Raw genomic sequence first — 15,452 nt, 5'->3', positions numbered from 1 at the left:
GGTGGGCTATACTGCCTACACCGCCTGCACGGAATGAGGGAATACGTTATGTTTTTTTAGATACACTTTCATTATGAAATACTTGTTATCGTTATTTTTTTTGCTTTCTGCGCCTGCTTGTTTGTTAATGGCACAAAAAAAAATTTCAAATGTAGCACCATTTGTCATCCCGGGATTACAGGAATGGGAGGGTGGTTCGGGGTATTACACCATTCGGCGTAACAGTGCTATTGTTGTAGAACCGGCTGCTGCCGACAGTTTTTTATCTGCCGCCCGCATATTGCAGGAAGATCTCCGGCAATGGATACCAGGACCCGCACTTCAGGTGAAGATCGGGAAACCCGGTCCCGGTGATATTTTTCTCCGGCGGCAGGCACCTGATACTTCCCTGGGACAGGAAGGTTATTTATTAAATGTGCAGGGAAATTCTTTGGAGATTTCGGCCTGTTGTTCGCGCGGCGTATTCTGGGGTACGCGAACATTGCTGCAGGTGCTGGAGCAGGACTCTCTTCACCGCCGTTTTCCCTGCGGAACAGCAAAGGACTATCCCCGTTATGCCATCCGTGGTTTTGTGCTTGATGATGGAAGAAAGTTCTTCAGCCTCGACTTTCTACGGAAGTACATAAAGCTGATGGCTTACTATAAAATGAATGACTTCCACATTCATCTCAATGATAATGGATTTAAGAAGCATTTCAACAACAACTGGGACAGTACCTATGCCGCCTTCCGCCTGCAAAGTGATACTTATCCGGAGCTGACGTCAAAGGATGGTGCTTATACCAAGCAGGAGTTCAAAGACCTGCAGGCATTGGCACGCAGTTATGGTGTGAACATTGTTCCCGAAATAGATGTGCCTGCGCATTCCCTGGCCTTCTCCCGTTTGAGGCCGGAGATTGGCAGTAAAAAATATGGCATGGATCATCTGGATCTGGATAATCCGGTTACTTACCAGGTGATCGACAGCATATTTGCAGAATACCTCTCAGGGCCCGATCCTGTATTTTCAGGGCCAGAAGTGCATATAGGAACAGATGAATATGCCAAAGAAGCAGCAGAGGCATTTCGTGCCTTTACAGATCATTACATTCGCCTCGTGGAGCATTACGGCAAAAAAGTACGTGTATGGGGCGCGCTTACCCATGCAAAAGGCAAGACGCCTGTTAAAGCTGAAGGGGTAACCATGAACCTTTGGTACAACGGCTATGCAGATCCCGAAGCCATGAAGAAGCTGGGATATGATCTTATCTCCACACCTGATGGCTGGTTGTACATCGTTCCGGCAGCGGGGTATTATTATGATTACCTGAATCTGCCTCATCTGTTTGAGAAATGGGAGCCGGTACAGGTGGGCGATGTGCGCTTTGCACCCGGTGATCCGCAACTGAAAGGCGGTTCCTTCGCTGTATGGAATGACGTAGTGGGTAATGGTATTACAGAGAAAGATGTGAACGATCGCGTATTTCCTGCTATGCAGGTGCTTTCACAGAAGATGTGGCGCGGCACTGATTCTGCTATCACCTATCTCAAATTTGCAGCGCAGGCCAAACAAATCGGGGAGTCACCTGGGCTTAATATGCGTGGGAAATATCCGTCAAAGAATGGTGTGGTGTTGCATTATGATTTTGGCCGACAGAAAAATATTCGGCAGCAGACTAAAAAACAACTGCATGTTGATATCACAAAAGAGGGACTGCAGCTGGCCGGTGGAAAAAGTTATTGGGCAACCACCATTCCTGAAATCGGTTACGATTATGCAGTGACCTTTACCGTGAAACCAGACCGGGATAATGGTGCTAATGCCGTATTATTCAGCTCTCCCAACGCAGTTGTTAAATTGCAGCAGCAACAAACAGGCAAGCTGGGTTTTTCCCGGGAAGGTTATGATTATTGGTTTGACTATAAGGTGCCTGTTGAACAGTGGACAACCGTTACGATACAGGGAGATCATAAAAGTACCAGTCTCCTTGTAAACGGTAAACTTATTCAGCAGCTGGAAGGACAATACATGTACTTTCCTGGTACCAAAGATTCAGCTGCCAGGGTGCAGACGTTGTTTTTTCCTTTGCAATATATTGGTGATACAGTGCATAGCTTCAAAGGATATATACGGGACTTAAAAGTATTGGATGCAAAGCTGCCGGTTAAATAAACAACGGGGCAGATAAACCTTTTACTGGTGGATGACGAGGAAGAGATACCTGATTTCCTGTAACAGATACGTGAAGATGAATACACTGTTTTCAGGTCATCTTTCTCGTGGTTCACTATTTTCGATTTTATGATTATCTGGCAACAGTGTTCCACTATGAGCATATGCACTTAGTTTGTCGCATCGTTTAATACGGTAGTATTTGCGGGGAAAAGGTTACCCTAAAATTGATTGCGTGATGGTGTTGCTGATGCGGGGTGAAATTATTTCAGTGGGAGATTTTATTTGTGCTGGTAAGCTACAAAACTGAAAATAAAAAAGTGGGCAGGATAGGATTCGAACCTATGAAGACGTAGTCAGCGGATTTACAGTCCGCCCCATTTGGCCGCTCTGGAACCTGCCCGCACTCATTTCAAAGAAAAAGGAATAGACCTTTGTCTATTCCTTTTTTAGTCCTTGCGGACCGGACGGGACTCGAACCCGCGACCTCCGCCGTGACAGGGCGGCATTCTAACCAACTGAACTACCGATCCTTACTACAGATAAGCCTTTCAGCCTTTCCGTATCCCCCGTTTGGGGTTGCAAATATATAAATATTAATTCCAAATAACCAAATATTTCTATTTTTTATGTTCCAGTAATGCCAGCCGCGCATAGTGATCTGCCAACCGGGTAGTTTCCGGTAACCGGTACTGGGTGCACATTTGGAGCACTATGTTGGTAGCTGTGGAAAGAGAAATTTTATGTCCCACAGAAACAAAAACCGGATTGATATCCTCCTGTGTTCTCAATGCATTTCCAATTTGTTCCGGGTCCATCAGCGGGGCAATACTTCCCCGGGCAGCGCCCAGATCCTGGTATTCACCGCAGAGTTTTGTTTTGCCGCAACCTATCACCGGCTTATCCAATGTTACGCCGAAATGGGCTGCCAGACCAAATCTACGTTGATGTGCAATCCCCTGGCCATCACAAATGACCAGGTCGGGTGGTACCGGTAATTTTTCGTAGGCACGTAACAGTGAGGGCATCTCTCTAAAGGAAAATAATCCAGGGATATAGGGAAAAGTAACCTCCATACAATGAGAAGCGACCGCTATTACCCGTAAAGTAACATAATCCAGCAGCACAATACTGCCGGCAATCAGGTTGGAATCTTTGTCGTATTCTACATCGGCGCCGGCAATAATTTTTATCGGATCAGGTAATACATCTGTCGTGATCACTTGTGATCGCAATTCTTCCTGTATCGCTATGGCTGCATCTTCTGTAAGCATTTCCCGAATGGTTTAGGATAGACAGCAAAGCTAGCAGAAATTATTATAGTTTGCCGTGTGCGTTGAAAGCTTATATTTGATAACGAATGAAAATCCCCATTTTTTATGGAACCTGTAACTGCCAACCGGCTTCAACAAATTCCAGCGTTGAAGGAGGTACCATTGGAACAACTGGACTGGCTACTGCAACAGTCTACCGAACGACTCATACCAGAAGGAGAGCTGATGTTCAAAGCCGGTGATCCGGTGGTTTCCACTAACATTGTGATTCAGGGAAAGGTGCGTATTTCCGCTACCATTAACGGACATTATCGGGAGCTGGCGGAGTTGAATGAAGACGCTATCACGGGATGGCTGCCTTTTTCGCGTGTCAAAAACGCATTGGGAACAGGCATGTGTTTGAAGGAAACACGTGTCATTTCCTGTCATGCAGATATCCTCAGAAAAAATATAGAACAGCATTATGAGCTCACAGAAGCGCTGGTACATATTATGACCAGCCGTGTGAGAGACAATACTTCTTTCCAGCAGCAGAATGAAAAAATGATGGCGCTGGGAAAATTGTCTGCCGGCCTGGCCCATGAATTAAACAACCCGGTAGCGGCCATTACACGCGGTGCGGCGGGCTTATGTGATAATATCACGCATCTCCCGGAGATATTCAGAGATATGGCCGCCATTTGCCTGTCGGAAGAAGAGGCGGGCATATTGGTGGAGCGGGTGCTGGAGATGCGGGAATGCCGGCCGGAAAAGGCATTGGGCATGCTGGAATTATCCGATAAAACAGCCGCACTGGAAGATTGGCTCGAAAGTAAAAACATCCCGCAACTGGAGATCGCAGAAGTATTAGTGGAGTATAACCAGGATACCGACACATTGGAAAAGTTCAGTGAACAATTTCCTGCGCGGCAGCTGCCAGTGATATTCAACTGGCTGCAAAGCTCACTGGTGGCTTATCGCATGATCCACGACCTGCAACTATCTGCCAAAAGAATAGCCGACCTGGTTACTTCTGTAAAAAGTTATACTTACATGGACCAGGAGCCGGATAAACAATTTATCGATATCCACACCGGCATACGTAATACGCTGGCCATGCTGAACTTTAGAATACGTAAGGGAAATATTGACCTGGTGGAAAATTACGATACTACTTTGCCCAAAATAAAAGCCCTGCCCGGAGAACTGAATCAGGTATGGACTAACCTCGTGGATAATGCCATTGATGCCATGGAAGCCGGAAAGAAAGGGAGCCTGGAAATAGCCACCACGCAGGATCGGCAGTATGTGCATGTAACAGTTACCGACAATGGTCCGGGTATTCCATCCGATATTCAAACAAGAATATTCGAACCATTTTTTACAACGAAAGAAATAGGGAAAGGCACCGGCCTTGGACTGGATGTAGTGATGCAGATTGTAAAACGGCATAACGGCATGGTGAAGTCCACGTCTGCTCCGGGAAAAACCACTTTCACTGTTTCCTTTCCCATAGAAAATAATTAATTTAGAAGATATGAGTTTGCCTATAATATTTGCTATTGACGATGATCGACAGGTGCTGAATGCTATTACCCAGGACCTGAAAACCTACTACAGAAAATCTTATCGTATTTTAAGTACGCTATCTGCGGAAGAAGCGTTGAAAAGCCTGGTGGAGCTGAAGAACCGGAATGAAACAGTCGCCCTGTTTATTTCCGATCAGCGGATGCCGGAAATGGAAGGCGTGGATTTTTTACAGCAGGCCATCGCTATTTATCCTGCTGCCAAAAGAGTATTGCTTACTGCTTATTCTGATACCAGTGCTGCGATTAAAGCGATTAATGAATTAAGATTAGATTATTACCTGATGAAGCCATGGGACCCACCGGAAGAAAAATTATACCCGGTGATCAACGATTTGCTGGACGACTGGCAAAGTACCTACCGGCCGGAGTTTCAGGGTATTAAAGTGATTGGACATCCGTATTCCTCTAAAGCATATCATATCAAAGAATTCCTGGCCAGCAACCTGATACCTTATCAATCTATTGATGCCAGCGGCGAAGATGGGAAGGTGTTGATGGACATCAATCAGCTGGATAATGCGGCTTTGCCCGTGGTGATTTTCGAAAATGGTGAAGTAGTATCCTGCCCGGGGATCATTGACATTGCCACCAGAACGGGTTTGAATCCTACGGTAAAAAACGAAATTTACGATGTGGTGATTATTGGCGCAGGACCTGCAGGGCTGGCGGCCTCCGTGTATGGGGCTTCGGAAGGATTAAAAACCTTGTTGATTGAACGGCATGCACCGGGCGGACAGGCAGGTACCAGTTCGCGGATAGAAAACTACCTGGGCTTTCCTGCAGGGCTAAGTGGGGCAGAGCTGACCCGTCGTGCTATTACTCAGGCTACGCGGTTTGGAACGGAGTTTTTATCGCCCCAGTCGGTGAAGGAAATTAAGCTGAAAGCGGATTATAAAATTGTTTGCCTGGAAAGTGGTTCGGAGATCAATACCCGTGCGGTGGTGATTACCACCGGTGTTGATTATCGTAAACTGGAAACAGCCGGCATAGAGCAATTTACAGGTGCCGGCGTTTATTATGGTGCGGCGATGACAGAAGCGGCGGCGTGCAAGGCGAAAAGCGTGTATATTCTTGGTGGAGGTAATTCTGCGGGGCAGGCGGCAGTATATCTTTCCCGGTTTGCGAAAGAGGTGTTTATTGTGATTCGTAAAAGTGATCTCACGGCTACGATGTCGTCTTACCTGATTGATCAGATCAGCGAAATACCTAATATTGTTATCCTGAGTAACACAGAGATTGTGGAGGCTACCGGTACCGAGCGACTGGAGGGATTGAAGATAGAAAACCTGCCAACCAAAGAAGTGAAAGCGGTGGTAGCAGATGCGTTGTATATATTTATTGGTGCAAAACCTTATACGGAGTGGCTGGGCGATTTGATTATCAAAGATGAAAAAGGTTTTGTGCAAACTGGCCGGGAAATGAAATCATTTGAATATTTCGGTAAGTTATGGAAGTTGGATAGAGAACCGTATCTGCTGGAAACCAGCTGTCCTGGTATATTTGCTGCCGGTGATGTACGTTCCGGCGCCATGAGCCGGGTGGCCTCTGCGGTGGGAGAGGGTTCTATGAGTATCAGTATGGTACATAAATATTTAGCGGAAGTATAAATCGTTTTTTATGGCTGTATGTTCACATCTTGCCGCTATTACGGCGGTTAAAATCGGTGAAGATTACGTATGCGAAGAATGCATCAAGCATGGTGGGGAATGGGTGCATTTGCGCACTTGTCAAACCTGTGGTGTTACATTATGTTGCGACGACTCTCCCTCCACGCATATGACAAAACATCATCATGCCACGGGACACCCGGTGGTGGCTTCTGCGGAGCCGGGGGAACAATGGTTGTGGTGTTATATTGATAATGAGTTTGTAGAATATTAACCGGGAGAAGGGAATGCGGGGCAGGTATTTTAGCGACAAACCTGCCCCGTATCCCTACTAACAGCGGGGGGCTGCCGGCGCCGGTAACTATCTTTTTATAAAATTTTCGTTATTCGAAAAGTAAATTTATATTGCTATCAGAAAGTGACAATATTCACTTGTCATGTAAAGAATACACGTAATCAACCATCAGCATTTCAAGTTTTTTTTAATCAATTATAATATTAAGACACGTTATTTCAGATACTGTAATTCAATAGTATAATCACTTGCAGAACCAGAGCTAAATCGATTTTCAACAGAAGAATCAGGGAAAGTTAATATCCACGTAATATTGGGCAGTTACATTTGCAGGACTCGTTATATTCCGTTTATGGCCGCGCATCAGCATTTATTTCTTCAGGATATGTCCGCCACCGTACGTCAGGTGGAGTTTGAAGCATCAGTAGCTACCTACTGGGATAAGCTATTGGGCATAGCAGTGGCCAAAACCAATGCACATGATGCGTTTGACATTGTGCAGGATGTATTGCTTTGTTTATGGGAGAAGTGGGAGGAAGTACCGAAAGATGAAACATTGGAATTTTATCTGCTCAACGCCCTGAAGTTTCGGATCTTCAAATACTATCGTACCAACGGCCGTTATCAGGCGCACCTGAAGAAGCTGGAAGTATTATTGAATGATACGCTGGAAGCACCCGATGCCCTGGCGCAGAAGGAGCTACACGATCTGAAAGATACTATTATAGCGGAAGCCATGGATGTATTGTCGCCCAGCCAGCGCCAACTATTTGTGTTACGCGTACAACACCATTATTCCTACCAGAAAATAGCCCAACAACTAGGTATAGACCCCGCGTCAGCAAGGGTTTTGTATAGCCGTGCCCTGAAACAGGTAAAAGCCCACATCAAGGAAAATCCTGCCTTATCTGCCAGCCTCGTATCCGCCTTTTTGCTGTTTACAATTTCTTAACATTCCACTGAGTTAACATTTTTTCGTCTTCGGGTATTCATTAGTAGATGGTACCGAAAAAATATCCAAGGGCCCATGCCCTGTTAGAAAAATTTCATGCTGGTAAATGCACACCGGAAGAACTGGCCATATTAGACAGCTGGTATGACGGGTTGCAAAATATTGAGCCAATGCCTGCGGCAGATGTAAGCCAATACCAACAACAGTTTCTGGCTAATTTTCGTAGCCGCTTACCCGTTGCCAAAGTAGTATGGTGGAAGAAAGCGGCCGTGAAATGGACCGCAGCAGCAGCCAGTGTTTTGTTACTGGCCGGCGCCGGATTCACATGGCTACATCATTCCACTACATCAGATAACAAAAGTGCAACGGATAAAACCTTCCTGGTGACCAATGAAACCAGCACCGTGAAGCTGGTGGTATTACCCGATAGTTCGCATGTATGGCTGAATGCCGCTGCCTCGTTGCGCTGGAAAGAAGATTTCAACCAGAAGGTGCGCAGTGTACAACTAACCGGGGAAGGTTTCTTTGATGTACACGGACAAACCGGCAAGCCTTTTACTATTCATACCAGGGATATGGCGATACAGGTGTTAGGCACACAGTTTAACGTGGAAGCCTATCCTGCGGAAGGGTTAACACGCGTATCGCTGGTACAGGGAAAAGTAAAGGTGCGTGTTGGAAAAGAGAATACCGTACTAAAGCCCGGCTATGCCGCCGCTTATAACAATGGAGAAAAAGGACTGACTGTTAGCGAAACAGATGCCAGCAGGGTAGCTGCCTGGAAAGAAGATGCTTTCAGCGCTACCGATTTACCGCTCCGCGATGCCGTAGCCCGCCTGTGTAACCGTAATGGATACACGGTTCGCTGGGAAAACGTGCAGGGCGCCGATAAAAACATCTCGGTGATGTTCCGGAAAGAAGCCTTTACAAAAATGCTCGACAACTTATGTTATATCAGTCGTAAGCGATACCGCATTGCCGAAAAACAGGTTACCATTTATTAATACACGTGTGAACACTTCCGAAAAAATCAACACATGAAAATGAAATGTACCATTTCAGATCAGTACTCCCGTAGAAGCGGGCCAACTGCATCCCGCCTTAAAAGATATCTTTTATTGGGGTGCACCCTTTTGCCGGCCACCTTTGGTTATGCACGGCAGAGCGGGTTGAATGAAAAAGTAAAACTGGATATTTCACGCGCCTCACTGTCACAGGTGCTGACTGCCCTTGGCTCTCAGAGTACTTTTACGTTCAACTACGTAAAACAGGACTTTGATAAAATCATGGTCAGCGATTTTAAAACAGACAACATCACGTTAAACGAAGCACTCAACCTGCTCCGGAACAAATCCGGCATTGAGTATAGCGTTAGCGACAAAGCCATTCTGCTGAGAAAAGCAGAGAAAGACCCGGTGGTGCAAACCACACAGGTGGCGGATCATAAAATCAGTGGTAGAATTACTACCGAAACGAAAGAGCCTATACCAGGTGTATCTGTATGGGTGAAAGGAACTAAAATTAGAACAGTGACCAATGCTGATGGTCGTTATGAGATCACAGCAGAAAATGAGAAGTCCGTACTGGTATTCAGTTACGTAGGTTATGAAACCATCGAAGCCGTAGCTGGAAACGCAGAAACGTTGAACTACTCCATGAAAGTAAGCAGCAGCGGATTGAATGAAGTAGTAGTACTGGGTTATGGTACTGCTAAAAAAGGAGACCTGTCTGCCGCCGTATCCGTAGTACCGGATATGAAACAAATCAAGGAGCGTCCGGTAATGGATGTGGCTAACATGATCCAGGGCAGAGTGCCTGGTATCACCGTAACCAGCAATGGTGGCCATACCAGCAATCCTCCTAAAATTGTGATTCGTGGTGTGGGATCTACTAATAAGAATGAAAATGTACTGTATGTAGTAGACGGTGTACCGAATGCACCTTTCAACCCTGCTGATGTAGAGAATATCACCGTTTTGAAAGATGCTGCTTCTGCCGCCATCTATGGTGCGTTTTCAGGATCTTCGGGCGTAATACTGGTAACTACCCGTCAGGCTACCAAAGGTATACCTACTGTGGAGTATTCTGGTTTTGTAGGTGCCAAGAAAGCATGGCGTACGTTGCAGTCACTGACGGCGGAAGACGAAGCCAAATTAGTAAAGGAAGCCACCACAAATGGAGGACAAAGTTTTCCTGATGCGTGGGACCCTGCAAAGAATCCCTATGGCGCTGTTACCCGTACGGACTGGATGAAAGAAATTTTCCGCACTGGTTTAACGCAAAGACATAACATCAGCGTAAACGCCGGTTCTGATAAATTTTCTACCCTCTTCCAGGCACGCTATGAAAAAGAAGAAGGTACGCTGCTGAATACCTACAACAAAAATATTTCCCTGAGATTTAACGCTAATTACGAGTTTAGTAAAAAAGTAAAACTGCGTCAGAATATCTTCTGGAATAATAATGATAGCAGAGATGCGGAAACTGCCAGTGGTTATACTGGCGTGATCACTTCTGCGATCTATATGCCACGCTCTGCCACCCCTTATTATGCAGATGGAAGTTTTGGAGGTGTGGGCCCAATCGGCAATATCTACAATGGTATCTATGGTGACGTGGTAAACCCGGTAGCTTCCCTGTTGAGGAACAGCCCTTATAATAAATCGAGCGACCTGCAATCTATCACAGAAGCTACTGTATCAGACATTATTCCAGGGCTGACCTATTTATCCCGTTTTTCTTACAGACAGACTGATGGTCTGTTGAAAAACTTCGAACCTAAGAGACTGGAACCTGGTAAGCCTAATGCACAAAACAGGTTAACTTATTACAACGGTAAAGACTATTCCTGGATCTGGGAAAATACCCTGAACTACAACAAAATCATCAAGAAGCATAACATTGGCGCCATGGTGTCAATAACTGCACAGGAAGCCAGTCACCGTTCCTTTACCGCAACGGCGCAAGGTTTTGAAAATGAGGCCGATTGGGCAAAATTCTTTACAAACGCCGGCATATTTAAAGATCAGTTGCCAACAGATAGCCAGTGGGTAGACCGTAATGCTTCCTATGTAGGCCGCCTTTCCTATAGCTGGGCAGATCGTTACTTTATAACAGCCAGCTATCGTTATGACATGGCGGGTCGTTTGCCGGCGGAATTCCGTAACAAATCATACCCTGGTGTTACTGCTGCCTGGAAAATCAGCTCTGAGCCTTTCTTCCACATAGATGCTATAAACCTGTTAAAGATCAGAGGTAGCTGGGGCCGCGTTGGTGCCATGGGGTCTATTCCTATTAACTATGCTTATCCATTACTTGTTGCAGGTAATACTTATCAGCTTGGTGATGGTGCACCTATTTCTACTTCCTTGTCAAATGGTGCTTTATTTAACCCGGGACTTTCCTGGGAGACATCTCAACAAACAGATATTGGTCTCGATGTCAGCATGTTGAAACAACGTTTAGGCATTATCGTTGATTACTTTGATAAAAAGACGTATGACCTGATCCATCAACAAACTACCGGATGGCCTAATACTTTCGGTTTTGATGCGCCTTACCTGAACAAGGGTAAGATTGGTAACAAAGGATGGGAAGTAGCCGTAACCTGGAATGATCATATTGGTCAGGTAGGTTATAACCTGGGTGCGAATATCGCTACGCTGAAAAACAGAGTATTGTATATTGATGATAACAAAGATGCAGCCTGGTTCCATGATGATGCCTACAGAGGCACCATGAAACCTTTCAAATCTGTAGTAGGAGAGCCTTATTATTCTTACTGGCTGATTCCAACAGCAGGATTGTTCCAGTCTGATGCAGAAGCTGCTGCTTACCAGAAGAATGGCAAAAGAATTCAGCCGGATGCTAAAGCTGGTGATATCAAATTTGTAGATGTGGATGGAAGTGGAAGTATCGATGACGGAGATCGTAAATTCATGGGTAATGCTTTCCCTAAACTGACTTATGGTTTTAATGCCAGTGTTTCCTGGAAAAATTTTGATGTGAGCATATTTATGCAAGGCGTAGGCGGTGTGAAACTGTTCAACGCTTTCAAGATGACTACCTTAAGTGGTTCTGAACAGGGATACAATCGCTGGGATAAAATCAAAGAAGCCTGGACACCTGAGAATACCGGTTCTAACATTCCCCGCGTTCGCTCAAACGATCCTAACAAAAACTTCGGTACTGCCTCCGACTGGTACCTGGAAAATGGTAATTACCTGAGACTGAAAAATCTGTTAATAGGTTATACTTTCCCGAAGATGAGATGGAACAAAAGCCTGCGTGTGTACTTTAGCGGCGACAACCTCCTCACCTTCACCAAATATTCCGGTATGGACCCTGAAGTGGGTGGTGTTGGTCTCGATGGTGGTCAATTCCCTATTTCCCGTGTGTTCTCTTTGGGTGCTAACGTTAAATTCTGATAAAGTCAAACTGTATTATCATGAAATCGAAATTCAAATATATATACCTGCTCGCATCATTTGGCGTTGGATTGAGTGCCTGCAGCAAATGGGTAGATACCAAGCCTTATGGTCCGCCTTCTACCGGCTTCTTCTGGCAGAGCGATGCGGATCTGAAGAAAGCAACTGCTTCTCTGTATGAAACTATGCCCAATGAATCTACCTGGGGTAGAGACCTCTTCTGGGTACAGGATGCCAGCGATGACCTGATTGTAGGAAGATCAAAGGCGAACGGAGAAAATATCAAGAACTTTATTCCTACCGGTAGCGAAGGCTATCTGGCAGATGGTTGGTCTGATTTATATAAGTCGCTCAACCGTGCTAACCAGGTAATACAAAATGTACCTACTTCTAAAAACACCACAGAAGCAGCACGTAACCAGGCAATGGGTGAAGCCTATTTTATGAGAGGGTTCATACATTTCTGGATCGCTTATATGTGGGGAGATAAAGGCCAGGGCGTTCCTTACGATGGACCTGAAAATCCTGAGTTTGGAAAACGTATGCCTCCACAGTTGCCATCTGTAAAAGATAACTATGCACAGATCGTGAGTGATTTGCAGAAAGCATCCGACCTGTTGCCGTTCTTCGAAACCTATTCGGATGCAGATAAAGGCAGACCACATAAAGCTGCTGCCTGGGGTTATATGGTAAAAGTACTGGCATACTGGGCACAATACGATGCCAGCAAATGGGCGCAGATACCAGCTTTGTGCGATAAAATCCGTGATGAAGGACATCGTGCACTGATCAAAAGTAAACCTGATGGGAAGCAAAACTATCAAGCGGTATTCACCATTGCTAATAACTGGAGCACAGAGTACATGTGGTCTGTTACCTCTGGTGTGAACGGTGGATCTGAATTCCCTGGCGTAGTATTGGAAAATGGCGGCTGGAACCTGTTCAATGGATGGGGTTATTTCCAACCTACCGAAGAACTGTATGAAGAATATGAAGCCACCGATCCAAGACGTGAAGTTACCATCCTGAAATTTGGTGATAAGTTTACTTATTTCGGACTGGACTTCACTTATTGGTCTACCAACAGCTTATCTGGTTTCCAGATGAGAAAATATATGGAGCCATATTCTTACGGTTCAAATGGTGATAAATCTACCAACCTCTTCATCAATCAGAGCCCTGATTATCCAACCACGAAACTGAACCTGCCATTAATGCGTTATGCAGAAGTGCTCCTGTTTAAAGCAGAGGCGCTGATTATGCAAGGTAAGAATGGCGAAGCAGCGGCTCCTTTGAATGAAGTACGCAACCGCGTAGGATTGGCTGCTATTCCCAGCCCGACTATGGCTGATCTGAAACACGAACGTCGTGTTGAATTGGCTTGCGAATGGACCGACAGATGCCAGGACTTGAAAAGATGGGGTGATTTTGACAAACTCAGAGCGCCACTACATGGTCGTATCCATGCTAATAAGGCCGATGCTGCGTCTCCTTATACCATTAAAGAAGTATGGCCTATCCGTACCTTTGACGGTAAGAAAATGGCCTGGCCTATAAATCCAGATGTGATCAATAAAAGCGGCGGCGTTTACAAACAAACACCAGGATGGTAATATTACCACCCATATCATATTAAAAAGCAATGCGGCGTGACTTCACGCCGCATTGCTTTTTAATACCATTGCTGTAATTGTCCCCCCTGAATTCAAAATTATTACTACTTTCAGCGGCAATGCTACCCACTATGCCCAAAAAACTATTGTTTGCCGCCGTTCTGTACTGCTTTACATCCCTGCAAACCGGTTGCGCTGCCCCTGAAACTACGCAACATCCTGATACTACCGCCCCCAAAGCCATAAAACCGCTGTTTAAAGACTTTATGGGCATCAATGGACACGTGACTTTCCGGCCGGCATTGCATGGCCAAGCGTCTCGCTTGGTGCGTAATTACCACAACATAAACTGGGACGCCAATACTCCCGGCGATGCACTTCATATACCCGTTACCGTTAATAAGCTCAATTGGAAAAATGACGTATATGGCCCCTGGAAAAACGCCGGACTGGAAACTGATATCTGCCTGCAGTTCCGTCTCTTTGGTGCCGGCACTCCCCGTTATCAGCAATTGTGGAAAGGGCATGAGCAATGGGCTTATGACTACGGAAAGGCCATGGCCGCTTATTACGGCCCTTCCGGTAAAGAACAACTCGCTACTTCCTTAGAAATAGATAATGAACCCGGTAACCGCTTTGAACCAGCCCTGTTCCAAACGCTGTTTACAAAAATGGCACAGGGCATCCGCAAGGGTGATCCCCGGATGAAGATTGTAACACCCGCTGTAGTAGCCGGCAAAGGAGATAGTTATTCACAGGGTTTGGATAATTTTTATGGAGATAAACACATACTCCCCCTGTACGATATCATCAATCTGCATACCTATGCCACCATGGAAAAAACAGCTACCAATGAAAATAGCTGGCATAGAAGTTTTCCGGAAGATTCTTCGCTGCGCTATCTGAAAGTAATAGATGAAGCAGTTAGCTGGCGCAATCAACATGCACCCGGTAAGGAAGTATGGATCACGGAATTTGGCTACGACGCCTGTACGCCGGCGGCTATGAAGCAACGGAAAGACTGGGCACTGAAACTCAATTGGCAGGGCGCCACCGATCTGCAACAGGCGCAATACCTGGTACGCTCTTTCCTGGCCTTTGCGGTTCGTGATGTACAGCGGGCTTATCTCTATTATTACAATGATGAAGATGAGGCTTCGTTCCATGCGGCCTCCGGACTCACGCGCAATTTTGTACCCAAACCCGCTTTCTGGGCAGTACGGCAACTGTATCAAACACTGGGTGAGTATCGTTTTCGCCGGGTGGTGAAACAAGAGGAAGGCCAGTTGTATGTATATGAATTTGAAGATGGACAACATCCACAATCCCTGATATGGGTGGCATGGTCGCCCACTGGCGCTGATACGCAGCATAAAGAAAACTACCAGCCGCACACCATTACTACCAGGCTGGATCAGTTGCCGGGTAAGGCTATCCGTATCACCCGCATGGCTACTGCAGAAGGGCCCGCACCGGCAGTAGCCTGGGAAAAGGCCGGCGACAACGGTATCCGCCTGACGATCAATGAAAGCCCGGCCTATATCATCTTCCAAAAAAAATAAAA

10 protein-coding genes and 2 tRNA genes are annotated in these 15,452 nt (G+C 45.9%); 9 read left to right on the top strand and 3 right to left on the bottom strand.

Going from position 1 to position 15,452, the window contains the following annotated elements:
- Positions 1–73 precede the first annotated feature (73 nt).
- A complete protein-coding gene (locus tag AC1DFM_RS01575) occupies positions 74–2,152 on the top strand; it encodes a family 20 glycosylhydrolase (RefSeq protein ID WP_477074970.1) in 2,079 nt (692 codons plus the stop codon).
- A gap of 321 nt (positions 2,153–2,473) precedes the next feature.
- Here AC1DFM_RS01575 and AC1DFM_RS01570 read toward each other — a convergent pair.
- The 3 genes from AC1DFM_RS01570 to nfi form a co-directional block, all read right to left on the bottom strand.
- Positions 2,474–2,555, bottom strand: a tRNA-Tyr gene (locus AC1DFM_RS01570).
- 56 nt (positions 2,556–2,611) lie between these two features.
- Positions 2,612–2,685: transfer RNA gene (locus AC1DFM_RS01565), tRNA-Asp, on the bottom strand.
- An 87-nt stretch (positions 2,686–2,772) separates the two neighbouring features.
- A complete protein-coding gene (gene nfi / locus AC1DFM_RS01560) occupies positions 2,773–3,426 on the bottom strand; it encodes a deoxyribonuclease V (RefSeq protein ID WP_477074969.1) in 654 nt (217 codons plus the stop codon).
- A 105-nt stretch (positions 3,427–3,531) separates the two neighbouring features.
- Between nfi and AC1DFM_RS01555 the strand changes: the two genes are divergently transcribed.
- The 8 genes from AC1DFM_RS01555 (at position 3,532) to AC1DFM_RS01520 (ending at position 15,450) form a co-directional block, all read left to right on the top strand.
- Positions 3,532–4,932: an ATP-binding protein gene (locus AC1DFM_RS01555; protein WP_477074968.1), complete on the top strand. Its 1,401-nt coding sequence runs from the start codon at positions 3,532–3,534 to the stop codon at positions 4,930–4,932.
- Positions 4,933–4,942: 10 nt separating this feature from the next.
- Positions 4,943–6,601, top strand: coding sequence for an NAD(P)/FAD-dependent oxidoreductase (locus AC1DFM_RS01550; RefSeq protein WP_477074967.1), 1,659 nt, complete (start codon positions 4,943–4,945; stop codon positions 6,599–6,601).
- Between the two features lie 10 nt (positions 6,602–6,611).
- Entirely contained in the window at positions 6,612–6,875 is a 264-nt protein-coding gene (locus tag AC1DFM_RS01545) for a UBP-type zinc finger domain-containing protein (protein WP_477074966.1), read from the top strand.
- 373 nt (positions 6,876–7,248) lie between these two features.
- Positions 7,249–7,848: an RNA polymerase sigma factor gene (locus AC1DFM_RS01540; protein WP_477074965.1), complete on the top strand. Its 600-nt coding sequence runs from the start codon at positions 7,249–7,251 to the stop codon at positions 7,846–7,848.
- A gap of 47 nt (positions 7,849–7,895) precedes the next feature.
- Entirely contained in the window at positions 7,896–8,852 is a 957-nt protein-coding gene (locus AC1DFM_RS01535; protein ID WP_477074964.1) for a FecR family protein, read from the top strand.
- A 33-nt stretch (positions 8,853–8,885) separates the two neighbouring features.
- On the top strand, positions 8,886–12,275 hold the full coding sequence (locus tag AC1DFM_RS01530) for a SusC/RagA family TonB-linked outer membrane protein (RefSeq protein WP_477074963.1): 3,390 nt from the start codon (positions 8,886–8,888) through the stop codon (positions 12,273–12,275).
- A gap of 20 nt (positions 12,276–12,295) precedes the next feature.
- A complete protein-coding gene (locus AC1DFM_RS01525) occupies positions 12,296–13,888 on the top strand; it encodes a RagB/SusD family nutrient uptake outer membrane protein (protein ID WP_477074962.1) in 1,593 nt (530 codons plus the stop codon).
- A 131-nt stretch (positions 13,889–14,019) separates the two neighbouring features.
- Positions 14,020–15,450, top strand: coding sequence for a glycosyl hydrolase (locus AC1DFM_RS01520; protein ID WP_477074961.1), 1,431 nt, complete (start codon positions 14,020–14,022; stop codon positions 15,448–15,450).
- Positions 15,451–15,452 lie beyond the last annotated feature (2 nt).

This window comes from Chitinophaga sp. 05T412 (assembly GCF_056396465.1).
This window is presented reverse-complemented; position numbering and strand designations above follow the sequence as displayed.